At 33.6% G+C, this 24,803-nt stretch carries 20 protein-coding genes; 12 read left to right on the plus strand and 8 right to left on the minus strand.

What is annotated here, in order from left to right; translation table 11 throughout:
• Nucleotides 1-55 precede the first annotated feature (55 nt).
• The 4 genes from NQQ59_RS02550 (at nucleotide 56) to NQQ59_RS02565 (ending at nucleotide 4,477) form a co-directional block, all read left to right on the plus strand.
• Complete coding sequence (locus NQQ59_RS02550; RefSeq protein ID WP_144213313.1) at nucleotides 56-817, plus strand: phosphatase PAP2 family protein; 762 nt, start codon at nucleotides 56-58, stop codon at nucleotides 815-817.
• Entirely contained in the window at nucleotides 818-1,156 is a 339-nt protein-coding gene (locus NQQ59_RS02555; protein WP_144213314.1) for a helix-turn-helix domain-containing protein, read from the plus strand.
• 186 nt (nucleotides 1,157-1,342) lie between these two features.
• Nucleotides 1,343-3,724 carry a TonB-dependent receptor gene (locus tag NQQ59_RS02560; RefSeq protein ID WP_144213315.1) on the plus strand — a complete coding sequence of 794 codons (2,382 nt, stop codon included), beginning with the start codon at nucleotides 1,343-1,345 and terminating at the stop codon, nucleotides 3,722-3,724.
• Between the two features lie 12 nt (nucleotides 3,725-3,736).
• On the plus strand, nucleotides 3,737-4,477 hold the full coding sequence (locus tag NQQ59_RS02565) for a hypothetical protein (RefSeq protein WP_144213316.1): 741 nt from the start codon (nucleotides 3,737-3,739) through the stop codon (nucleotides 4,475-4,477).
• A 46-nt stretch (nucleotides 4,478-4,523) separates the two neighbouring features.
• On the opposite strand, the gene NQQ59_RS02570 is transcribed toward NQQ59_RS02565, so the two are convergent.
• Entirely contained in the window at nucleotides 4,524-4,940 is a 417-nt protein-coding gene (locus tag NQQ59_RS02570) for an EamA family transporter (RefSeq protein ID WP_144213317.1), read from the minus strand.
• Nucleotides 4,941-5,211: 271 nt separating this feature from the next.
• Here NQQ59_RS02570 and NQQ59_RS02575 point away from each other — a divergent pair, with 271 nt between their 5' ends.
• Complete coding sequence (locus tag NQQ59_RS02575; RefSeq protein WP_144213318.1) at nucleotides 5,212-6,039, plus strand: phosphatase PAP2 family protein; 828 nt, start codon at nucleotides 5,212-5,214, stop codon at nucleotides 6,037-6,039.
• Complete coding sequence (gene eptA, locus NQQ59_RS02580) at nucleotides 6,008-7,546, plus strand: phosphoethanolamine--lipid A transferase EptA (RefSeq protein WP_307777119.1); 1,539 nt, start codon at nucleotides 6,008-6,010, stop codon at nucleotides 7,544-7,546. Before NQQ59_RS02575 ends, eptA begins: the two co-directional genes overlap by 32 nt.
• Before the next feature lie 83 nt (nucleotides 7,547-7,629).
• Here eptA and NQQ59_RS02585 read toward each other — a convergent pair whose 3' ends face one another.
• From NQQ59_RS02585 to NQQ59_RS02595, 3 genes are all read right to left on the minus strand, one after another.
• Nucleotides 7,630-8,637: a VOC family protein gene (locus NQQ59_RS02585; RefSeq protein ID WP_144213319.1), complete on the minus strand. Its 1,008-nt coding sequence runs from the start codon at nucleotides 8,635-8,637 to the stop codon at nucleotides 7,630-7,632.
• Between the two features lie 120 nt (nucleotides 8,638-8,757).
• Nucleotides 8,758-9,615 (minus strand): SDR family oxidoreductase, encoded by an 858-nt coding sequence (locus tag NQQ59_RS02590; RefSeq protein WP_144213321.1) that lies wholly within the window; start codon nucleotides 9,613-9,615, stop codon nucleotides 8,758-8,760.
• A gap of 163 nt (nucleotides 9,616-9,778) precedes the next feature.
• A complete protein-coding gene (locus NQQ59_RS02595) occupies nucleotides 9,779-10,357 on the minus strand; it encodes a Crp/Fnr family transcriptional regulator (RefSeq protein ID WP_144213323.1) in 579 nt (192 codons plus the stop codon).
• A gap of 246 nt (nucleotides 10,358-10,603) precedes the next feature.
• On the opposite strand from NQQ59_RS02595, the gene NQQ59_RS02600 reads away from it, so the two are divergent.
• From NQQ59_RS02600 to NQQ59_RS02620, 5 genes are all read left to right on the plus strand, one after another.
• Entirely contained in the window at nucleotides 10,604-10,996 is a 393-nt protein-coding gene (locus NQQ59_RS02600) for a hypothetical protein (RefSeq protein WP_144213325.1), read from the plus strand.
• A 146-nt stretch (nucleotides 10,997-11,142) separates the two neighbouring features.
• Nucleotides 11,143-12,225 (plus strand): efflux RND transporter periplasmic adaptor subunit, encoded by a 1,083-nt coding sequence (locus NQQ59_RS02605; protein WP_144213327.1) that lies wholly within the window; start codon nucleotides 11,143-11,145, stop codon nucleotides 12,223-12,225.
• 21 nt (nucleotides 12,226-12,246) lie between these two features.
• Entirely contained in the window at nucleotides 12,247-15,453 is a 3,207-nt protein-coding gene (locus tag NQQ59_RS02610) for an efflux RND transporter permease subunit (RefSeq protein WP_144213329.1), read from the plus strand.
• Nucleotides 15,443-16,879, plus strand: a complete 1,437-nt coding sequence (locus tag NQQ59_RS02615; RefSeq protein ID WP_144213331.1) for a TolC family protein — start codon at nucleotides 15,443-15,445, stop codon at nucleotides 16,877-16,879. The genes NQQ59_RS02610 and NQQ59_RS02615 overlap by 11 nt, the downstream gene beginning before the upstream one ends.
• Nucleotides 16,880-17,047: 168 nt before the next feature.
• Nucleotides 17,048-17,851: a leucine-rich repeat domain-containing protein gene (locus NQQ59_RS02620; RefSeq protein WP_186296551.1), complete on the plus strand. Its 804-nt coding sequence runs from the start codon at nucleotides 17,048-17,050 to the stop codon at nucleotides 17,849-17,851.
• Nucleotides 17,852-17,867: 16 nt separating this feature from the next.
• Here the strand turns inward: NQQ59_RS02620 and NQQ59_RS02625 are convergent, their stop codons facing one another.
• From NQQ59_RS02625 to katG, 4 genes are all read right to left on the minus strand, one after another.
• The gene (locus tag NQQ59_RS02625; protein WP_144213333.1) at nucleotides 17,868-18,503 is read right to left on the minus strand and encodes a hypothetical protein; all 636 of its coding nucleotides are present in this window, start codon (nucleotides 18,501-18,503) and stop codon (nucleotides 17,868-17,870) included.
• 202 nt (nucleotides 18,504-18,705) lie between these two features.
• A complete protein-coding gene (locus NQQ59_RS02630) occupies nucleotides 18,706-19,860 on the minus strand; it encodes an iron-containing alcohol dehydrogenase (RefSeq protein ID WP_144213335.1) in 1,155 nt (384 codons plus the stop codon).
• Nucleotides 19,861-19,936: 76 nt separating this feature from the next.
• Nucleotides 19,937-20,809: a helix-turn-helix domain-containing protein gene (locus NQQ59_RS02635; protein WP_257698124.1), complete on the minus strand. Its 873-nt coding sequence runs from the start codon at nucleotides 20,807-20,809 to the stop codon at nucleotides 19,937-19,939.
• Nucleotides 20,810-21,043: 234 nt separating this feature from the next.
• Nucleotides 21,044-23,320, minus strand: a complete 2,277-nt coding sequence (katG, locus tag NQQ59_RS02640) for a catalase/peroxidase HPI (RefSeq protein ID WP_144213339.1) — start codon at nucleotides 23,318-23,320, stop codon at nucleotides 21,044-21,046.
• A gap of 645 nt (nucleotides 23,321-23,965) precedes the next feature.
• On the opposite strand from katG, the gene NQQ59_RS02645 reads away from it, so the two are divergent.
• Nucleotides 23,966-24,754 (plus strand): polysaccharide lyase, encoded by a 789-nt coding sequence (locus NQQ59_RS02645; RefSeq protein WP_144213341.1) that lies wholly within the window; start codon nucleotides 23,966-23,968, stop codon nucleotides 24,752-24,754.
• Nucleotides 24,755-24,803: the final 49 nt, after the last annotated feature.

Genomic DNA, 24,803 nt, shown 5'->3' on the forward strand with positions numbered 1-24,803 from the left:
AGTTAAGCATTTTACTTATCGAAGAAAATTACTTTATTTTTTAACGCTAATTCACATGAAAATCTTTAGAGTAATTTTCGTATTATTTTTCAGTAATGCGCTTTTAAATGCGCAGAACACAGTTAACGATACTATTGTTAAAACGGATACTATTTCGAATTTAAAATTCAATTATAAGCAGTTGATTATTCCCACTGTACTAATTGGTTATGGAGTTATTGGTTTAGAAAGCGACCAGCTGAAAAGCTATAATTCTAATATCAGAGAAGAAGTTCAGGAAGACATTGATCATAAAATTACGATTGATGATTTTTCGCAATATGCTCCGGCTGCTTCTGTATATGCTTTGAATGCCATGGGTATTAAAGGAAAAAATAATTTAAAAGACAGATCGATCATTCTGGCAAGTTCTTATTTAATGATGAGTGCTACTGTTTTTGCTTTAAAAAGCATCACAAAAGTCGAAAGACCAGATGGAACGAGTAACAATTCTTTTCCTTCTGGACATACTGCTAATGCTTTTGCAGGAGCAGAATTTTTATATCAGGAATATAAAGATCAATCTATCTGGTATGGTATCAGCGGCTATGTGGTTGCTACGGGAACAGGATTATTTAGAATGTACAACAACAGACATTGGCTGACAGATGTTGTGGCTGGAGCTGGAATTGGAATTTTGAGTACAAAAGCAGCATATTGGTTATATCCTTATGTGAAAAACAAAATATTTCCATCAAAAGAAAACAAAGTTTCTTCGATGATAACTCCTTTTTATAATGGAAAACAGGCCGGATGCGGTCTTGTAATGCAATTTTAAATGATAAAAAAAACAAAACTTCAGGAAATGCGCTTAAAGCGTGAGATCAAACAAGATGTCATGGCTGTACTTGTAGATATGAAACAAGGAACTTACAGCCGTAAAGAACGTGGTCTTACAAGCATCACTGATTCTGAATGGGACAGAATAGCATTGGTTTTAGGAGTCAGCAAAGAAGAAATTTATGAAAATGATAGACGAGCAAGTCTTCCATCTGGAAAATCTGGTCAGCCCAATACGTTTACACCTTTGGAAATGCTGGAGAAAATAAATGCTCTTCAAAAAGAAAACAAAGAATTAAAAGAAGAAATTAGAAGATTGAAAAGTCTAAACAAATAGTAAAATCTAATTTTTTAAGAAAAGCCTGCTTATTTAAAATAAGTAGGCTTTTTTTATGTACTGACTATCAAGTAATTTAATAATATAACATTAAGAAATCATAATCTTAAGCCATTATTAAGACTAAATCTAAATAATGCGTTTTATATTTGTGGCTCATTTTAAAACTCCATAATACAATATTTTATGCCAAAATTTTACATATGTCTAGTAGCTTTTCTGTTGCTAAACATAACTGCCGTTCATGCTCAATCTACGGGCTCCATTACTGGTCAGATCAAACTTGTTGATGGAAGGCCTTTTGCCTCTGCTTCTGTTTCTATAATAGAACTAAAAAAATCAACTCTTACTGATGAAGAAGGTAAATACAACTTTAAAAATCTGCCTGCATCAACCTACCACATTTTAATACAAGTTTTAGGAGCTCCAGAACAAATTATTGAAACTACAGTAATTGCAGGTCAAACCACCACTACAGATTTTCAAATGCCAGAAGAAAATGTAATGGCACTTCAAGAAGTTACGGTTTCTGGAAATGTGAATAGATTTTCGAAAAAAGAAAGTAAATACGTAGCGCGTTTACCTTTGAAAAACTTAGAAAATCCACAAGTTTACAATACTGTTCCAAAAGAAGTTATTATTGAACAATCGGCTATCGATCTTGGAAGTGTTTCTAAAAATGTTCCTGGAGCTGGAATTCCAATGATTGCCAATCAGGGAAGAGTAACATTTCGTTCGCGTGGTTTTGAAACAGAACCTAATGCGCGTAATGGAGTTGCAGGAGCTGCCTTCTCTTCTATTGATCCTGTAAATCTGGAACGTGTTGAAGCTATAAAAGGACCTTCGGCTACTTTGTTCGGAGCAAGTGTTGCCAGCAGTTATGGTGGAGTTTACAATCGTGTAACTAAAAAACCATACAATGATTTTGGTGGAGAAATAGCTTACTTTGGTGGAAGTTATAACTTTAATCGTCTAACTGCCGATGTGAATACGCCTGTAAATGAAGACAAAACAGCTTTATTTCGTTTAAATGCAGCTACAACCAATCAGAAAAGTTTTCAGGATTTAGGTTTTACTAAGAACATTAGTATTGCTCCTAGTTTTTCATACCAAATTACAGACAGACTTTCTATTCTTTTAGATGTTGAATTTGGACAGGAAAAAGGTACTTCTGTAGTTCGTTTTAATCCGTTCAACAGAAGCAATAAAACGCAGTCTATTGTTGATATTGCTTTTCCTTACGAAAGAACTTTCATGAGTAATGATTTGGTTTATAATACTCAAATGCTAAACATCTTCGGACAAATTAATTATAAAATATCGGAAGAATGGACTTCGCAAACCATTATTTCTAGAGCTCGTTCTACTATTGATGGTTATATTACTGCAATAAACGGTTTAAGTGATACCACAGCACGAGTACAAGTTATTACAGGAAATACGAACTTTATTGCAACTGATATTCAGCAGAATTTTATTGGTGACTTTAAAATTGGAAAGTTCAGAAACAGAATGGTCGCTGGTTTAGATTACTATAATAATTATAATGATTTTGACAGACTTACCATCAATTCTCCAACATTTGATTTTATTAATCCACCTGCAAATTCTGGTGCAAACAAACAAATGATTGATAATTTGGCTGAGTCTGGAAGCGGTACTTTACGTAAAGAAAAAAACAGAGACAATACTTATGCTGTTTATGTTTCAGATGTTTTTAATATTACAGACCGACTTTCGACTATGTTGAGTCTTCGTGTGGATCGTTACGAATATCTTGGTGTTTACAATATTGCAACTGGTGTAACCGCCGGAGGACTTGGCGCTAACGGAACTTCTGCAGGTCCATACAATCAGACTTCTCTTTCTCAAAAATTAGGAGCAGTTTATGAAATAAGTAAAGATCATTTATCGGTATTTACGAATTACATGAATGGTTTCTTAAACAAAAGCGGACAAGCTTTGGACGGAACAGCATTCAAGCCAGAACATGCTAACCAGTTAGAATTTGGTGTAAAAGGTGATGTTTTTGATCATCGTTTAGTGGGTACAATAAGTGTTTACGATATTCGTGTGGCAAATTCTCTAAGACCAGATCCAGCAGATACCAACTATTCTATTCAAGATGGAACACAGCGAAGCAAAGGTTTTGAAGCTGAATTTACTGCAAATCCATTCTCTGGTTTTAATGTAATCGCAGGATATGCTTATAACGACAGTGAATATACAAAAGCAGATGCAACGGTAAACGGACTTCGTCCTGCGCTTTCTGGTCCTGCCAATACTGTAAATTTATGGTTGAGCTATCGTATTCCAGAAGGAAAACTTCAAGGATTTGGTGCTGGTTTTGGTGTTAATTATGGAAGCATGTCTTATGTAATCAATACGCAGACTACTAAAGTAACTATTCCAGAATATACACTTTTAGATGCTTCTCTATACTATGATCAGCCAAAATACAGAATTAGTGTGAAGGTTAATAACCTAACAAGCGAAAAAGCATGGAATGTAAGATTGACTCCGCAAATGCCTGCTCAGTTTATTGGTAGTTTTGCTTTAAAATTCTAAAATTCAATACAAGTGAATCAATTAAATAAATGCAAATACTTATTCTATACTTTCTGTTTATTTTTCTTAACTATTACACCTTCTTTTGCAGCAGCTTATTGGATTGATGTAAAAGGTTCTGGCAAAGTAAACGAAAAGGTAAAAATAGAATTATGTTACGGCAGCATGGATGAATTTGGTGTAAGACATCGCGATACTGGAAAAGAATTAGATCTAGCCGGTGACTTTCAAATACGAATTATTGATTCTAAAGGCTCAGAACAATTACTGACTCTTAACAAACAAAAAGACTGCTGGTTGGGAATTTTCATTCCTTCTAACGAAGGCAGATACAGAATCATTGGAATTAATGACAAACATCCTGTTGTAGATCGTTCTGCTACAGGTGGGAAAAACGTACTACCAATTGATTATATATCAGCAGTATATAATGTTGGTCAAATAACTCAGATTGTAGAAAAGCCTGTTCAAATACTGGATTTAATTCTTAATAAAGAAGACAAAAAAGTAACTCTTAAGGCATTTTTTCAAAATAAAACCTCAAAAGAAGGCACAAAAATTCGCATTTTTAATCCGGAAAACTGGGAAAAAGAAGTAATTCTGGACAAAAATGGAGAAGCTGTCTTTTATACCACCATGAAAGGTTTGTATATCATCCGACAAGATTATAATGAACCTAAATCGGGTGTTTACAAAGGCGTAAATTATAGCGCCATAAGACATCGCTGTAATTATTTCTTATTGGAAAACTAATAACTAAAAAGCCAAATCTTTATATAAAAAGATTTGGCTTTTTTAATTAACTATAGATCATTACAACGGTACCAGAGATAATAAGTAGCATTCCTAAAATTCCAAGCGGACTTATTCTTTCATGCAGAAACAAAACCGATAATACTACTGTAATCGCAACGCTGATTTTATCTACTGGTGCAACCTGAGAAACTTTTCCAGCTTGTAACGCCTTAAAATAAAAAATCCAAGAAAGACCAGTTGCGATTCCTGATAAACAAAGAAAAATAAGGTTCTCTTTTGTTAGGAAAAAAATACTCTTTGTTCCTCCTTTAAAAAAGGCAATTCCCCAGGCCAAAATCAAAATAATTACTGTTCGGATTGCTGTAGCCAAATCAGTATCTACATTCTTAATTCCCATCTTAGCGAAAATAGCAGTCAAAGCTGCAAAAAAAGCTGAAAGCAATGCAAAAATCCACCACATAATTGTATTGTATTAAAGATTAAAAGGATCTTATTCAAGAGCAAATTTGGAACGTAAATCTGAAGAAATTCTGTACTGTTTACGCAAAAAAATCTTCAAAAAACAGATCAATTTTGCCCTAAAAAACAGTCTATATGAAATTTACATTAAAGCTGCATTAAATAAAACTTAATCTGAAAAAAAATCAGAATTTATTCAAAATTGGATTATAACCTTCCTTCATTATTTTTTGAAAATACCAGATGTTAAACAAAACTGTAAACAAAAACAAATGAATTCGAGTGTTATAAACAATTATTCAAAACTGAAATTATCGTCATTTTATCCGCCGTTTATTTTCCTCTTTTTAATTGTATGCTTTCTTTATAAAGAAAATGCACTTCATGCAGATTCTTATATAAAAATCCAAAAGGAAGCTTTCTTTTTTCTAAATTCTAAATTAGCGCAATATCCTAAAATTCAATACAATCTCACACAAACAGGAAATGCACTGATTCCTTTTTCGTTACTCAGTATACTGATTATTTATGCTCCAAAAATATGGGAATCTCTACTATCGGCATCTATTATTTCTCTTGTATTTTGTAATGTCCTTAAAAGCTTTTTTGGTGTACCAAGACCTGCTGCTGTTTTTGAAAACAATAGCTTTTTCATTATCGGAAAAACAGTTTGTGGGAACAACAGTCTGCCTTCAGGGCATTCGATAACTATTTTTACAACCTTGACTGTTTTATTGTTCGGATTTATGCCTTTAGAAATGAAACGCAAAATACTCTGGTCTGCTTTATTTATCATCACAGGATTGATTCTCATCTTTACAAGAGTTGCCGTTGGAGCTCATTATCCTATTGATGTAATTGTCGGAGGAATTATTGGCTATTTTTCAGGATTGCTGGGCATTTTTATAAGTAGAAAATACAATATCTGGCAGTGGATCAACAATAAAAAATATTATCCCGTTTTTATTCTGGGCTTTTTAGCTTGCGCCAGTTGTCTTGTAACTAAAATAATCGATGAAAACCTAACCATATATTATATATCTTTAATCGTCTTAATTATTTCTCTTTATGAAATTACTACAGTATATATCAAAAAGTAGTTTACAAATAGCTCAGTTTGCGCTATTAATGAGTTTCCTAAATTTTTTATTTTTCCATTATCCTTTCTTTACTTTTGTTTTCAATCATGTTGATTATAAAAGTTTTAACGGAATAATTATCATTATCAGTTTAGTAATTGCTATGGTAGTGGCAAACTTTTTTGCTTTTTATTTATTCTTGTTTTTATCCCGTTATTTCGGAAAATTTCTGTTACTATTATTTTTCAATATAAATGCACTGGCCGTTTACTTTATCAATACCTACAGTGTGATTATAGACGAAAGTATGGTGGGAAATATCCTGAATACGAATTATGATGAATCTAGTAGCTTTTTCTCTTTTAAATTGATAATCTACCTCCTATTTCTAGGCATTTTACCGAGTATTTACATCATTAAAACTGAAATAATAAAAGTATCTTTTAAAAAGTTTTTGACGACATTTTCTGTAACTCTTTTGTTTCTTCTAATTTTAGTTTTTGTGAATGCCGGAAACTGGTTATGGATTGATAAAAATTCGAAAACCTTAGGAGGATTAGCAATGCCGTGGTCATATACCGTAAATACTTCACTTTTTTATATTCACAAACACAAAAAAAATGAAAAAGAGATTCTACTGCCTAATGCCACGATAAAAGACAACAAAAAATCTGTTGTGGTTCTGGTAATTGGAGAATCTGCAAGAAGGGAGAACTTTTCATTATACGGTTATAAAAAAAATACAAATCCTTATCTTTCTAAAACAGAAAATCTCTATCATTTTAATGCTGTGTCCTCTGCTACTTATACTACTGGTGGTGTAAAAGCTATTTTAGATTTTAAAAAAACAGATGATCTCTACGAAATCCTTCCCAATTACTTGTACCGAAATAATGTAGAAGTGGTCTGGAGAACTACAAATTGGGGAGAACCGCCTGTTCATATCAAAAATTATCAAAAAAGAGATTTTCTAATGCCAGATTGTAAAGGCGAAGAATGTAATTATGATGAAGTTCTTTTAACAGGATTAAAAGAGCAAATTTTGTCCAGTACCAAAAATAAAATATTGATTATACTGCATACCAGCACCAGCCACGGCCCAACGTATAGTAAAAAATATCCTCCTCAATTTGAAACTTTTAAACCGGTATGTAATAGTGTTGAATTAGGAAATTGTTCTCAAACTGAATTAATAAATGCCTACGACAATACTATTGTTTATACCGATTATATCCTGCATAATGTGATTGAAGATTTAAAGCAGTTAAAAGATTATAACAGTACCATGATTTTTGTTTCGGATCACGGGGAATCTCTTGGAGAAAAAAATCTGTATATGCATGGTCTTCCATTAAGTATTGCCCCGAAAGAACAATACGAAATCCCTTTTATTGTCTGGATGTCTGATTCTGCAAAACAAATTAAACCCAATAAAGAACTTTCTCAACAATACGTCTTTCATAGTGTCTTGCATTTTCTAAATATTCAAAGTCCTATTTATGATGAAAAATTGAATATTTTTAAGTAATTGATACACTGAAAATAAGAAATTAAAAAGCCGGAAATTATTTTTTTCCGGCTTTTTAATTATGATGATATTCAATTCAAAAATTATGCTTCCTTTTCTACAAACACATACAATTTCTGAACTTTACCATTTTCAATCACAAACAAATCCATTCCGCTTACAACAGCTGGTTTTGCTTTTGAACCAAACTGCCAATACAATCGAACAATATTGTGATTCGTTTCAACCGATTTGGCTGTAAATTTAAAATCAGGATTTTTAGTCTGAAGTTCTACAATAAACTTACTGATTTCGTCAATTCCTTCAGCAATAAAATGACGGTCAACCATTTCCACATCCGAAGCATAGACTTGATTTAATAATGCTTTACGTTTTGTTTCGTCTTTTTCATTCCAGATTTTAAGGTGATTTTCTACTATTGCTGTATTTTTTTTAGAATCAAAATCATCTGAGGAAGCTTTTTTAACTGATTTATTTTTTGGAGACCATAAGATCGTTTTAGGACTTTCTTTTTCATAGCCTTTTCCGTTTGGATATGAAACCAATTCCATTTTAGAACCCCATGGTGTTTCAAAATAAACCCAAGATTCTCCTGCTGTATCTCCCGATGGCATTGTAAAAGGTTCTCCTAAGATTTTTACTCCTTTACTTTTTAAATATTGTACTGCAGCAGCAATATCATTCACATAAAAAGCAATATGCGATGCTCCAATATCATCTGTATTTGGGTGATTCAAACTTCCTTTGTTATCTGCATATTCAAATACTTCGATGCTGGCGCCATTTCCTGCATTGATCATTTTTATAGTAACGGCTCCAGTATTCGGATTAATATGATTTAATTTTTTCCATTCAGCGTCAAGCGGAATTGGTCCTAACTGCGTTACAGGTGTAAAACCAAGTACATCATTAAAAAATGTAACTGCTTTGTTGAGATCTGGAACATTAATTCCGACATGATCAATTCCTACGATTCCTGCATTGTTTTGTGCAACTGTTTTTTCGGATGCTGAAAATAGTATTAATAAATTAAGCATTGCTGCAGCTGAAGTTTGTACTTTTTTATTTGATTTTTTATAAGTTGTTTTCATGATATTAAATATTGTTTATTGATATTACTATTGCTATTGATATTGATATTGATATTGTTATTGTTATTGATATTGTTTATTGATATTGTTATTGATATTGTTATTGCTTTAAAGCTTAAATTAATTAGTGTAAGCCGCTACCCATTTTGCTTTAATATTTGCACGAGCTTCTATGAATTCTTTATCAGTTCCCTGTGCAATGGCATCAAGCGGAAAACGAAGCGGTCTCTCCCCTTTTTTCATGCTTACTAATTCTAAAATACCATCAGCAATAGTCTGCGGATTCATATCAAACTGCGCCATTTTACCAAATAATGCTGTTCCTAAAGCGTTGAATTTTTCTGTTGCTGCATCACCGTATTCTTCAACAATTGCTGTTTTATCGGCATGAATACCCACTTTCGATCCGTTGTTCATTTCTGTTGGATAAACTCCTGGCTGAATACTTACGTTTTCAATTCCGTAGTCTGCTAGTTCATCTTGTAATCCTTCTGTAAAGCTTTCTACCACCAATTTTGAAGCGATATAAGGAACCATAAAAGGAAGTGTGTGTCCGCTTGCTCCAGTTGTAATGTTAATTACAAGTCCGTTTTTTTCTTTTCTCATAGAAGGAAGAACTGCCTGATACATACGAAGTACACTGTAAACGTTGACATCGAACATTTTACGAACTTGGTCAATAGAATAACCTTCAAGCAAACCAAATCCGCTCACTGCTGCATTATTGATCAAGACATCAATTTTTCCGTATTTAGTTAGTACTTTTTCAATAGCTTTATTTACTGATACATCTTCGGTAACATCAATATCTACTACTTCAATGTTTTCTACAGCGCCTAATTCTTTTGCTGCATCGGCATTTTTATCTTTTGTGTTACGCATTCCTGCAATAACAGAATGACCTGCATTTGCTAAAGTGATTGCTGTAAGTTTTCCAAAGCCTGTACTTGTTCCTGTAATGAAAATTGTTTTTGACATGATTTCTATTATTTAAATGTTTATAATGTTTGTTTCTTTTGAACATTACAAAGTTGCGTCTAATGCAAAACCTGTACATTGATTAGAAATAAGTAAAAACTTGATTTAGATCAAGAGTTTGGAAAGGGCATAAAAAAAGGAGCTTTAAAAGCTCCTGATGGTATTATTTTTTTGCCGTCTGTTTTCGAATACGACTTAGTGTTTCTGGTGTCATTCCTAAATAGGAAGCAATCATCGTCTGTGGAATACGTGATGCAAACCCTGGATATTTATTGATAAAGTTTAAATACTTTTCTTCGGCAGTTAAAGTCAGTGAAGCCTGAATTCGGTTTTGAGCTGCTATAAAACTTCTCTGCAAAATGGTATTTACCATAGTATTAAAAGCTGGGATTTCCCTGCAAAGCAATTCAAAATTTTCGTGGGTAAAAAGTACCAGTTCCGTATCTTCAATCGCATCAATATTAAAACGTGATGGTTGTTGCATCATTAAACTTTCACGATCTCCAGTCCACCAGTTTTCAATACTAAAACTATTGACATGTTCACTTCCTTTTTCATCAACCGTATAAGTCCTTACACAACCCTGTGTAATAAATGCATCGTATTTCCACACATCGCCTTCTTGGAGTAGATATTGTCTTTTACGAAGTTTTTTAATAATAGCAAATGATTGTATACGCTCTGATTCTGCCTGAGTCAGTTCAGCTTTGTCTTCAAGATACTTTTGGAATATTTCATACATAGATTGTAAAATTATATAAAACCTCTAGAACAAATTTGATTTGATACAAGAATTTTCATAAAAATCCTTCAGTAATACCAAGGTATTTATATATGAATCAGATTTTAAGTGATTAACTATTTTTATTCATCAAAAAAATAAAATTCTAAATTATAGAAACGGTTTGTTAATAAAACGATATTTTATTCAATTTATAAAATGACTCCTTTGTTTTTATGACATCGTTTGTTTAAATTTGTGACTCTTATGAAAAATTGGTGCATTAAACTCTTACTTTCAATTGTCCTGCTTATAAACGGATCTGGCAATGCTTATGCACACTTTAATACTTTTTCTTATAAAAATTTTTCTTTCATTACCATATCAAAGGACAATTCAACAAATGAACATACTTTAAACAGAGGACGTTCTTTTGATTCCTTTAAAAGAAAAATCTGTCTTTTTGATAATGAAGAAAACGAAGAGAATTTTTCTACAGTTCAAAAACAACTGGTAAAAAATAATTACTTTTTAATTTTTCACAGCAGCAATCATTTTGTCGTTTCTTCGACTGCTTTTACCCAAAAAGTAAATGACTGCAAAATTTTCAGTTTACTTGATAATAAAGTATATCTGTTGCTTCAGGTTTTCAGAATTTGATTTTTTACGAATAGCTATTACTTAATAGCTAGTTTCTTTATTGTTTTTATCCTCTAAAAAAGACGGATACGAACTTCTATGGTCTATTTCCAAAGGCCTTTTACTTAAAAATCAAAAATAAATTACATTTTAATGCTGAAATAATTATGAAAAGAATTTTCATGATCATGAGTTTGTGCGCCTTAGTTTTTACAAGCTGTAACTCCAAAAAAGAAGAAGAAAAAGAGGAAAAAACCAAGTTTATGGTTACTACTCCAATTGAAAGAGACACCACAATTACAAAAGATTACGTATCACAGATACACTCTATACAACATATTGAGATAAGAGCTCAAGAGCGCGGTTATCTGGAAAAAATTTATGTTGATGAAGGACAAATGGTTAAAAAAGGACAACTTTTATTTAAAATCATGCCTGCACTTTACGAAGCTGAATTAAAAAAGTCTAAAGCAGAAGTAAGTTTCAGCTCAATTGAATATCAAAATGCCAAAAAATTAGCTGACGAAAAAGTCGTTTCTCCAAATGAACTGGCAATGGCAAAAGCGAAACTAGAAAAAGCAAATGCAGAAATGGCTTTAAGCAAAGTTCATCTTCAGTTTACAGAAATCAGAGCTCCTTTTGACGGAATCATAGACAAATTTCACGTGCGTCAAGGAAGTTTGGTTGATGAAGGGGAATTATTGACAGAACTGGCAGACAACAGCTCAATGTGGGTGTATTATAATGTTCCGGAATCTGAATACCTGGATTATCAGGAAAAAGCAGGGAAAAATGGCAAAATGAAAGTCAACCTTTTGATGGCTAACAACAAAAAATTCGAATATCCTGGAGTGGTAGAAACCATTGAAGCAGATTTTGATAACGAAACAGGAAACATTCCTTTTAGAGCTACTTTTCCTAATCCGAAAAGATTATTGAGACACGGAGAAACTGGAAGTATCCAAATGCCAATCGAACTTAAAAATGCTATGCTAATACCACAGAAAGCTACTTTCGAAGTATTAGATAAAAAATATGTTTATGTAATTGATAAGAACAACGCTGTAAAATCTAGAGAGGTTGTTATTGCTGCCGAAATGCCACATTTATTTGTTATAAAAGAAGGTTTATCTATTAATGATAAAATACTTTTAGAAGGACTTCGTCTTGTAAAAGAAAATCAAAAAATAGACTACGAAGTATTAAAACCTGAATCGGTTATGTCCAATTTAGAACTGTACGCAGAATAACCGAATCTTAAAAAAGAAGAAATGTTTAATAAGTTTATACATAGACCCGTATTTGCAATTATAATCTCGATTATAATTGTCTTTCTAGGTACGCTGTCGATCAAACAGCTTCCTATATCGCAATTCCCTCAAATTGCGCCCACAACTGTAAATATCTTTATTGCTTATCCCGGAGCCAGTGCCGATGTATTGGTAAAATCGACCTTAATTACCTTAGAAAACTCTCTTAACGGTACAGAAGGTGTGCGATACATGGCGACAGACGCCACAAGTGCGGGAGAAGCAACATTGAGAATAATTTTTGAACCGGGAACCGATCCTAATGAAGCTGTAATTAGAGTGAAAACAAGGGTCGATCAGGTAATGCCATTATTACCTGAACTAGTTCAACGTGAAGGAGTTGTAATTACTCCTATTCAGCCGAGTATGTTGATGTATGTCAATCTTTACTCCAAAAGCAAAAGCATGGATGAAAAATTCCTTTACAACTATGCCGATGTAAAAATGATCCCAGAAATCAGCCGTGTAAAAGGGGTTGCCAGAACTCAAATATTAGGAAGTCGTAAATATGCAATGCGTGTATGGCTGAATCCTGACCGAATGAGAGCCTACAAAATTTCTGTTGAAGAAGTTATGGAAGCACTTCAGGAACAAAGTATTATTGGTCGTCCTGGACGTTTGGGACAAAGTTCTGGTATCGCAGCACAATCTCTAGAATATGTACTGACTTACAAAGGAAGATACGACGAGCCTAAACAATATGAAAATGTAATCGTTCGCGCGAATTCTGAAGGTGAAAGCATTCGCTTAAAAGACATTGCAAAAGTAGAATTAGGAAGTGAATTTTTTGATATTTACTCGAATCTTGACGGTCATCCTTCTGCCGCTATTGTATTAAAACAAAACTACGGAAGTAACGCCAGCGACGTAATTAATGCCGTTAAAGCGAAACTGGAAGAAATGAAAGGCAGTTTTCCTCCAGGAATGGATTATAAAATCAGTTATGACGTTTCTCAATTCTTAGATGCTTCTATCGATCAGGTGGTTCATACTTTGAGAGATGCCTTTATTTTGGTTGCCTTGGTGGTATTTATCTTTTTAGGAGATTGGCGTTCGACTTTGATCCCGATTATTGCTGTTCCGGTTTCTTTGATTGGAGCTTTCTTTGTGATTCAGTTGTTTGGAATGTCAATCAACTTGGTAACATTATTTTCTTTGGTATTAGCGATCGGAATTGTGGTAGATAACGCGATTGTCGTCGTCGAGGCTGTCCATGCCAAGTTTGAAGAATTTCCACATATTACACCTTATCATGCTGTAAAATTAGTTTTAGGTGAAATTGGAGGTGCAATTATCGCCATTACAGCCGTTATGGTATCTGTATTTATTCCGGTATCGTTTATGTCTGGGCCAGTTGGAACTTTCTACAGACAATTTTCTGTAACAATGTCAAGTTCGATTATCATTTCGGCGATTGTAGCTTTAACCCTTACTCCTGTTCTTTGCGCGATTCTTTTGAAAAACAATCATGGAAAAGAGAAAAAAGGAAATATATTGACAAAATCTCTTGATGCTTTTAACAGATGGTTTGAAAGATTAACGGGACGTTATGTTACGGTTTTAAAAGCAATCGTAAGCAGAAGAGTTTTAACGTTCGGAATTTTATTCGCGTTTTGTGCTTTTATTTTCATAGAAAATCAAGTTCTACCTTCTGGATTTATTCCGAGTGAGGATCAAGGAACGATTTACGGAATTATTCAAACGCCGCCTGGTGCTACTTTAGAAAGAACCAATCAGGTTGCTCAGAAATTGCAGAAAATCTGTGAAAAAGTTGAAGGTGTTGAATCTGTTTCTTCTTTAGCTGGTTACGAAATTATGACGGAAGGTCGTGGTTCTAATGCCGGAACTTGTTTGATTAACTTAAAATCATGGTCTGACAGAAAACATTCTGTAACAGAAATCATGGAAGAATTAGAAAAAAAATCTAAAGATTTAGGAGCTGTTGTAGAGTTTTTCGAACCGCCTGCAATTCCGGGATTTGGTTCTTCTGGAGGTTTTTCTATGCGTTTATTGGATAAAACAACCAGTACCAATTATCAGGAATTTGATAAAATCAACAAACAGTTTATGGCCGAATTAGGCAAACGTAAAGAGCTTTCTGGTCTGTTTACTTTCTTCGCTGCCAATTATCCACAATACGAATTAGAAATAAACAATGATTTAGCGATGCAAAAAGGAGTTTCTATTGGTAAAGCAATGGAAAACCTTAACATTTTGATCGGAAGTACATACGAACAAGGATTTATCAAATTTGGACGTTTCTTTAAATTGTATGTACAATCGGATCCAAAATTCAGAAGACTTCCGTCGGATGTATTAAATCTTTTTGTGAAAAATGATCATGGAGAAATGGTGCCTTATTCTGCGTTTATGACTCTTAAGAAAACACAAGGGCCAAACGAGGTTACGCGTTACAACATGTACAATTCAGCAGCCATTCAAGGGCAGCCCGCTAAAGGATATACTACGGCAGATGCTATTAAAGCGGTGCAAGAAACGGCTGTAAAAACATTACCGAAAGGTTATGACATTGCATGGGAAGGACTTTCTTACGATGAAGCTGGTAAAGGAAATGAATCAATCTATATCTTTTTAGTCGTATTGGCTTTTGTTTATTTTGTATTGGCTGCACAGTATGAAAGTTTCATTATTCCGTTGTCGGTAATTCTATCTATTCCTGTTGGAATTTTGGGTTCTTTCGTCATTCTTCAAATGATGGGATTACAGAACGATATTTACGCACAAATCGGATTGATCATGCTCGTCGGTTTGCTCGGTAAAAATGCCGTTCTGATAGTCGAATTTGCCGTCCTCAAGCATCAGCAGGGCGCTACTATTCTCGAAGCCGCTATCGAAGGTGCCAAAGTTCGTTTTAGACCAATTTTGATGACATCATTTGCCTTTATTGCTGGTTTAATTCCGTTGATTTTTGCTTCTGGAGCGGGTGCAATTGGAAACAGAACCATTGGAGGTTCTGCGCTTGGAGGAATGCTTTTCGGAACCATTTTCGGAGTAATTATAGTTCCTGGATTATACTACATTTTTGGTTCGATGGCACAAGGCCGAAAACTAATTAAAGGAGAAGAAGAAAGTTCTTTATCTGATGAATTCATGCATCATGTAGATGATTTTTCAAAAAACAATCAAACGGAGGAAAATGAAGAATAATAAAAATATCAAATACGCAGGTCTTGCCTGCGTATTACTCTCTATAGCTGGTTGTAAAACACCAGCAATTGTAGAAAAAACAGAAAACAGAACCGTACCAGAAAAATATACTGATAATACATTAGACACTATCAATACTGGAAAAGTTAAATGGAGAAGTTACTTTACAGACGAAAATCTTGAAAATCTGATTGACATTGCCTTAAAAAACAATCAAGAATTAAATATCACACTTCAAGAAATCGAAATTGCTAAAAGCGAAGTAAAAGCAAGAAAAGGAGAATACCTCCCATTTGTTGGTTTTAATGCTGGAGCAGATGTAACCAAATCTGGAAGATACACAAGTACTGGTTCTGGTGAAGCTACAACTGAAATTATGCCAGGAAAAGAAACTCCAGATCCGCTTCCTAATTATCGTTTTGCGCTGACTTCAAGTTGGGAAATAGATATATGGAATAAATTGCATAATGCTAAAAAAGCAGCTTTAAATCGTTATTTAGGTTCTATTGAAGGAAAGAATTTTGTAATTACAAATTTAATTGCAGAAATAGCCGACTCGTATTATGAACTTTTAGCATTAGATAATCAGTTGGAAATCATTAAACAAAATATTGATATTCAAAGTAATGCTTTAAAAGTAGTAAAAATACAAAAAGAGGCTGCCAGAGTAAACGAACTGGCTGTACGCCGTTTTGAAGCACAGATTTTAAGTACACAAAGTCTGCAATTTGATATTCAACAGCAGATTACGGAAACGGAGAATAAAATCAATTTCTTGTTGGGGCGTTTTCCTCAAAAAATTACTCGAAACAGTGATAGTTTCAATACTATAACTCCTGCAGATGTTCATGCCGGAATACCATCTCAGTTGCTGGAAAACCGTCCTGATATCAAAAAAGCAGAAATGGAACTAGTTGCTGCAAAACTGGATATTAAAGCCGCTAAAGCCAATTTTTATCCTTCACTTGGTATTTCAGCCGGAATTGGATATGAAGCTTTCAATACCAAATATTTACTGACTTCTCCAGAATCTTTATTGTATTCTATTGCAGGCGATTTGGTTGCTCCTTTAATCAACAGAAATGCTATTAAAGCAAGTTACCTTACAGCAAGCGCGAAACAAATTCAGGCTGTTTACAATTATGAAAGAACTTTGGTAAATGCTTATGTTGAAGTAGCAAATCAGTTGTCTAAAATTCAGAATACAGCAAAAAGTTATGATTTGAAGTCCAAACAGGTTCAGGCATTAAACGAATCTATTCAAATCTCAAATAATCTTTTTAGTTCAGCTAGAGCTGATTATATGGAAGTTTTACTAACGCAGAAAGATGCTTTAGAGTCTAAGTTTGAACTTATTGAAACCAAAAAACAGCAAATGAGTGCCTTCGTAAATGTATACAAAGCATTGGGCGGCGGCTGGAATTAGTAGTTTTCATTTTTATTTTTGGGAAGAGAGATCAGTTGAAAAGCTGGTCTCTTTTTTTTAAAATTAATTATAAATTTAATTGAAGAATCAGTATTTGATACTTTCTAAAGTTCTTCTACAAATTAAATAACTTTTATATTTTTACATCAAACGACCTCAAGCAAAAAAATGAAAAAAAGAATCTCTAAGATTGAAAATGATATACAAGACAGAAATTCTATTGCTTGGAAAAAGCTTTGTCAATATGTTGACAAGGTTGCTGCAGAAAATCTTGAAGAGTTTTCTCCGTCAAAAGAACTTGGACCCGAATTATTTGCTCAAATTTATACACTACCAGAAACTATTTCCAATCTAAAAAAGGTTAAAAAAGTATGGCTTTACGGTAGTAAGCTTAAACGTATCCCTCCAGAAATTGGAGAAATGGAAGCGCTTGAATATTTTGATCCTTACACTTCGTATGATTTGCATTGGCTTCCATATGAAATCACAAAATGCAAAAATCTCAAAAGTAGCAGAGTAAGCACAAGAGCACTTTATGGCAATTATAAAAATAGAATGGGATTTCCTCGTTTAAACCATAATCCGGTGCGTTACTCTGGACAAACATTGACTTGTAGTGTCTGTGATCAACAGATGACATATGAACAGACCAATCAACTTTGGATTTCCTTAATGGTTGCTACTGATGTTTTGCCTTTACTTGTGAATTTATGTTCAAAAGAATGTGAATCTAAACTTCCACAACCACATGAAAACTATGTTTCTTTTCCGCACAAAGGAGGTGCAGATCTAAAACAACCTCTTGATGAAGATGAACTTTTTGAAATAGAATTAAAAAAATATGAAAATGAGCTAAACTCTAATGCAAGTGTTGCTGAAACAACTACAATAAATGAAACTCCATTAAATGAAGATACTGATAATAAAAAATTTCCAGTTTTAAAGCTGATCAGAAAAATATGGGAAAAGTAAAGATTTTAAGCCCCTATTAAGCATTACTTTTTTTCTGAGTCAGCAAATCTTCTAATTTGTTTTTTAATACATCTAGATTTTGGTAACCGAAATACTTTCCTAAAATAGTATAACTTTCATCAAAAATAATAAAGGATGGTGTTCCTTGTAACTGATTGATAGTAAATGTTTCGGCTATTACAGGAATCTGATCATAGTATGCTTTTACCTTTTGGATTAAAATCTCTTGCTCCGTTTCAGAATAAGCTTCAAAATTCGGCACAGCGTCGCAGATTAGTTTAATCATTTCTGTAGTGACGAATTCATCAGAAGCTGTAATACGATCAAAAGCAACTGGAAAATTCAGTTTTTCAGGGTAATTAGAAAGTTCATAATTAGATTGATAGTGCTTTTTGGTTTCTCCCACTAAAGTACCATCATTTAATAACAGCTTTAAACTTTCTTCGTTGTTATATTCAAAATCTTCAAAAGCAGTAGCTACTCCAATAAATCCTGCTTTATCCTTAAAGGATTTGTAAAGATCATTCATAATCGGAATTCCATATATAAAACAACCTGGGCAATTTACCTGAAACACAAATGCAATATTTACTTTGTTTAATATAAATTCTCCCTGAATTAATTCTTGAATATTAAGATGAAATTTTGACATACCTAAATTATTATAATTGATAAACTTCTACTAATTACTATACAAAATTAGTAAGGAATACCAAGTTATAGATAGTCCAGTTTTTTGATAAATCCAGATTTTCTGGTTTCTACTTAAATTCACAATCAATATAAATCAATAAAGCTGTCAAATACTTGACAGCTTTATCTTTAACAAATTAAATTATATTTCAATAAGCGTATTATTGTTCATTATACACAACACCATCATAACAAGCATTGTATATTTCTTTTAATTCTTCAACAGTAGGTTTTCTTGGGTTGAAACCTGTACATGGATCTAAAAATGCATTGTTGGCAATAAAATCAAGATTTTTGTCCCAGTCTTCACGAGAAATTCCGAATTCTTTAATAGCTGCTTGATTGTTTACATCAGCTCTTAATGTTTCTATAGCCTGTGCTAAATCTTCTGCAGTTTCTTTTCCAATTACTTTTGCTAAATCAGGAAAACGACTGCTTTCTTTTGCGTTGTAACGAATAACATTTGGTAAAAAGATTGCGTTAGAAGCACCATGAGGAATTCCGTACAACGCTCCTACTTGGTGAGATAACGAGTGTACGATTCCAAGCCATGCATTATTAAAAGCTAATCCTGCCATAAAAGAAGCATCGTGCATATTCTGACGCGCCTGAATGTTTGATGGATTTTGAACTGCTTCTTTTAAGTTATTGAAAACAATTTCTAAACCTCCTTTAGAAAGTACATCTGCATAATTATTCTCAATATTAGAAACATACGCCTCAACGCAGTGCGTTAATGCATCCAAACCAGTATTTGAAGTCACGTGTGCTGGCATAGACGCACAGATTTCACCATCAACAATCGCAATATCCGGAGTTAGTTCGTAAGAAACGATAGGATATTTCACCCCTTTTTCACGATCTGTAATTACCGCTAAACCAGTTGTTTCTGTACCCGTTCCGCTAGTAGATGGAATCGCAATAAATTTTGCTTTTTTACGTAAAACAGGAACGTTAAAAGGCTTAATCATAGCGTCGAAATCAGCATCTGGATATTCGTAAAAAACCCACATCATTTTTGCTGCATCGATTGCTGAACATCCTCCTAAACCAATAACCCAGTCAGGTTGAAAGCTTTTCATTACTTCTGCTCCTTTAAAACAAGTTTCAGATGATGGATCTTCTTCTACACCTTCAAAAATTTTCACTTCAATTCCTGCTTCTTTAAGGTAAGCCGCTGCTTTATCTAGAGAACCACTATTTTTCATTGAGCTTCCACCTGTAACAATTACAGCTTTGCTTCCTTTAATGTTTTTTAATTCTTCAAGACTTCCTGCACCATGGAAAACTTCTCCTGCAATAAATAACTTGCTCATTTTATACTTATATTTTATGTTTTAATACAAGTACAAAAGTATTTCAGGTATGACGGGCGGTGTTATACAATCAGGTCTATTTGATATAAATTTGAGCCAGTTCTTTCTGCAGTTCGGTTGGGGTTTCGTCTAGTTTGCTTTTTACAAATTTATTAAGTGCAGAAGGTGAACTGAAACCTAGTTCTAATGAAATCTGTTTATGAGAAAGATCAGAGAAAAGCAACATTCTCTTGATTTCCTGAAGAATTCTATTGTGAATAGCATTGATAACCGTTTCACCGCAATGTTTCTTTGTAATACTGTTCAGTTTTTTAGTAGTAACAGCCAGATTTGATGCATAAAATTGAACCGTTTTTTCTTCCTTATAACGTTCATTCAGCATTTTTTTAAATCGAATATAAAGCGTTTTATCACTTTCATGCTGAAAAACAGGATGCTGACCATGTACAGATTCTATTAATCCTAATAATAAAATTTTAATGTAAAACCTTCCCTGCTCTTTACGAATAAGACTTGGATCTGAATAAATATTCTCGATATAAGAAGCCATTGATTTCGCATGGGTAAATTCTGCCGGGGATAAAAAGATACATTTTAAATGCGACGAAAGATTAACATTATAAGACAGTAATTCATTTTTTAAAATATCCGAACAAAACAGAATTTCTTCAAACAGAATAATTTTACCCGATAAATCGTCTGAAATTAAGGAAACATACGAAATCTGTTCTGGAAATATCATCGAAATTTTACCTGCTTTTAGATGTATTATTTCTTCTTCCAAATGAATTTCAATTTCTCCTGATTCGACCATCAAAATACTAAAATGATCTTTTTTATGAGGTTCGAAATAATTTTGTAAATGCTCTTTTGTGAGATCAAAAACACGAAAAGATAAACTTTGGTCTTCTCGTTTTGTAATATGTTTGTTTAATTCAAGTCTTTTCAAAACTAAGGGAATTTATTATTTACGCAGTTTTCAATAAAGAATATTGGAATGATTTTATCGAAAGGAATTCTAAAAAAATAACGTTTATTGAAAGAGGAAACTGCGGTTCAGAATTGTGGTGCAAGTTTACATAAATAAATTAAAGGCTCAAACCATTTTACTTCGAATGGATAAACTTTAATAAAAAAAGACGCCTAAATCGGCGTCTTTTAAAGTTGTTATCTCTGAAATAAATTATGCTTTTAAGTCAAATCTGTCCAGATTCATTACTTTAGCCCATACTGCAATAAAATCATTTACAAACTTTTCGTGGGCATCAGAAGCGGCATAAACCTCAGCGATAGCTCTCAGTTCTGAGTTTGAACCAAAAACAAGATCGGCACGAGTTCCTATCCATTTTGGCTGTCCTGTACTTCTATCGTTTCCTGAATAAAGTTCTTTATCATTAGAAACCGACTGCCATTGTGTGTTCATATCGAGTAGGTTTACAAAGAAGTCATTGGTCAAACGACCCGGTCTTGTTGTAAACACTCCATTTTTACTACCGTCTGCATTAATATCCAAAACTCTTAAACCTCCTAAAAGTACAGTTAATTCTGGTGCAGTAAGAGTTAATAAATGCGCTTTATCGATAAGAAGTTCTTCTGTTAATACAGATGATTTTGTTTTTCTGTAATTTCTAAAACCATCAGATTTTGGCTCCAAATATCCAAACGATTCAACATCTGTTTGTTCTGCAGATGCATCCATACGACCAGGAGAAAAAGGCACAACGGCAGAAATACCAGCATCTTTAGCTGCTTTTTCAACTCCTGCAGAACCAGCTAAAACTATTAAGTCAGCCAATGAAACTTTTTTCCCGTCATGCTGTGCCGCATTAAATTCGTTTTGAATAGTTTCTAATTTGTCTAAAACTACTTTAAGTGCAGCTGGATTATTTACTTCCCAGTCTTTTTGTGGTGCAAGTCTGATGCGGGCACCATTTGCTCCACCACGTTTATCTGATCCTCTAAAAGTAGAAGCAGAAGCCCATGCTGTTGCAACCAACTGAGATATACTTAATCCTGTATTTACTATTTTTTCTTTTAGCTGTGCAACATCTTGATCGTTAATTACGGCATGATTTACTTCTGGAATCGGGTCTTGCCACAACAATTCCTCCTGCGGAACCTCAGATCCAAGATAAAGAGCGCGTGGCCCCATATCACGGTGTGTCAGTTTAAACCAAGCTCTTGAAAAAGCATCTGCAAATTGATCAGGATTTTCTAAAAAGCGACGTGATATTTTTTCATATTCAGGATCTAGTCTTAATGACAAATCCGTAGTCAGCATTGTTGGAAGATGTTTTTTGTTAGCATCGAAAGCATCTGGAATAATTGCCTCAGCATTTTTTGCTACCCATTGATGTGCACCTGCTGGACTTTTAGAAAGCTCCCATTCAAAACCAAACAAATTTTCAAAGAAGTTATTACTCCACTGTGTTGGCGTTGTGGTCCAGGTTACTTCTAATCCGCTTGTAATGGCATCAGCACCTTTACCTGATCCAAAACTATTCTTCCATCCCAATCCTTGTAGTTCTAAACCTGCCGCTTCAGGTTCTGCACCAACATTTTCAGAAGGAGCTGCTCCATGCGTTTTACCAAAAGTATGTCCACCAGCTATTAAGGCTACCGTTTCTTCATCATTCATAGCCATTCTTCCGAATGTATCTCTAATATCTTTAGCTGCTGCAATAGGATCTGGATTTCCGTCTGGTCCTTCTGGATTTACATATATAAGTCCCATTTGAACTGCTGCAAGTGGTTTTTCCAGATTTCTGCTATGAAAATCTCCGTCTGCATCATCATCTGATGACACAACACCATGATCTTTTGGCACTCCTTCAGAACCGTCTTTATAACGTTCATCTCCACCCAACCAAGTAGTTTCAGATCCCCAGTATACAGCTTCATCCGCTTCCCAAACATCTGCACGTCCTCCTGCAAAACCAAATGTTTTAAAGCCCATTGATTCCAGAGCAACGTTTCCAGTTAAGATCAATAAATCGGCCCAAGAAATTTTCTGTCCATATTTTTGTTTAATTGGCCAAAGAAGTCTTCGTGCTTTATCAAGACTCACATTATCTGGCCAACTGTTAAGAGGTGCAAATCGTTGTTGTCCTGCTCCGGCTCCACCTCGTCCATCATGTACTCGGTAAGTTCCTGCGCTATGCCATGCCATACGTATAAAAAGACCTCCGTAATGACCAAAATCTGCAGGCCACCAATCTTGTGAATCAGTCATAAGAGCATGTAAATCTTTTTTTACCGCCTCAAGATCAAGACTTTTAAAAGCTTCTTCATAATTAAAATCCTTATCCAGTGGATTCGACAATAATGAATTCTGTCTCAGTATACTTACTTTTAACTGTTTTGGCCACCAGTCACGATTTTTTGTGCCTGAAGCAGCTTGTTTGTCCATACTCCCATTATGAAAAGGGCATTTGCTGATGTCATTTGATTGATTATCCATAGTTTTAAATTTTTTATTTTTTACTAAATTAAGAACTAATAAAAGAGAAAAATAAGTTTGTGAATCATAAATACTACTTTCTAAATAGACAAAATCTATTCAATGAAAATTTTTAAACGTAATTACTTATAACACAAATAGTAATTAAAAATGTCTTTTTTATTCTCAGGAACCTATAAACAATTTTATAAATATTAGACTTTTAACTATATAAATTTAGTAAAAAGAATCTTTCTACACCCCATAAATCCGTATCGTACAGATGTTTATATTTATTATAAATAAGAAAGGCTGAATGCTAGATATTCTTTCTCTTAAAAATAGATTCTTTATATAGTGTAAACTCAGAAGTGCTTCTATTTTCTATTTCTTTTAATCTTCAAGCAACTTTTATAACTAATGATCTGAAGATTGTGTTTTTACGCTATTTTCTCTGAGTGATTCTTTTTTCAAAATCTGAAAAATATATTAAAAATATATCTACTGGATTTTTATGTACGTAAAAACGGACTTTATTACTCCTGACAAAAATTATTATTGAACAACTTTACATTGTCAATTACAAACTCGTAAAAGACATAGATACAACCACAATCTATTTAATTTATTAACTATTAATCATTTACTAACCTTAATTTTTCAAAAATGAAAAAAAATCTAAAATTGACAAGTTTGCTTTTTATTGCAACTGTAATGTTTTATTCCTGCGAAAAGGAACAAGATGTAGAAGTAAAACAAGCTATTAACAAAGAGTCATCAAAAATCGATGACAAAGACGACCTTTCTGATAAAACATTAGAAAGTAATACCACAGCCAAAGTAGCGGATGCTGGAGCCAGAACCATTACATTGAAAACCAACACACTTTCATGTCCTGGTGGTTTGTGTACATCTTATGGCGTTTGGTCAACAGGCGTTTATACCGTTTGGTTTACGATGAAATTTAATTCGGGATTTTACTGGAGCAGAGGTGGTAAATGCGGTTATGGTATTCTAATTGGCGACCAGAATACGGGCGGTGATCCGGGATGGGACGGCAATGGAGGAAGTGCACGCTTTATGTGGTATTGCCCAAATGGATCAAACAGTACGAAAGGAAGTGGAGCTTATCTTCAGCCCTATGTCTATTACAAAGATCAGCCTGGACAATTTGGTAATGATTTTGGAAAAAAATATTACATACAGGAAGGAGTTACTTATAATTGTCAAATATCGGTTAAGTTAAATACTGGTTCTAATACAGATGGATATGTAAAATATTATGTGAATGGTACTGAGATATTAAATCAAAAAATCCGTTGGGTAACCAATGATGCCAAACGAAATATTAATGCCGTAAGTCTTCATACTTTCCGTGGCGGTAGTCAGGATTATTGGAAAGCGCCTGTTACAAGTTCTATTTATTACCCTAGCGCTTCCTGGGATGCATTATAGTATACTTTAAAAAATTAAAAATCTCTAAATCAAAAATTTAGAGATTTTT

It is taken from the genome of Flavobacterium panacis (assembly GCF_024649945.1).
GTDB classification, from domain to species: domain Bacteria; phylum Bacteroidota; class Bacteroidia; order Flavobacteriales; family Flavobacteriaceae; genus Flavobacterium; species Flavobacterium panacis.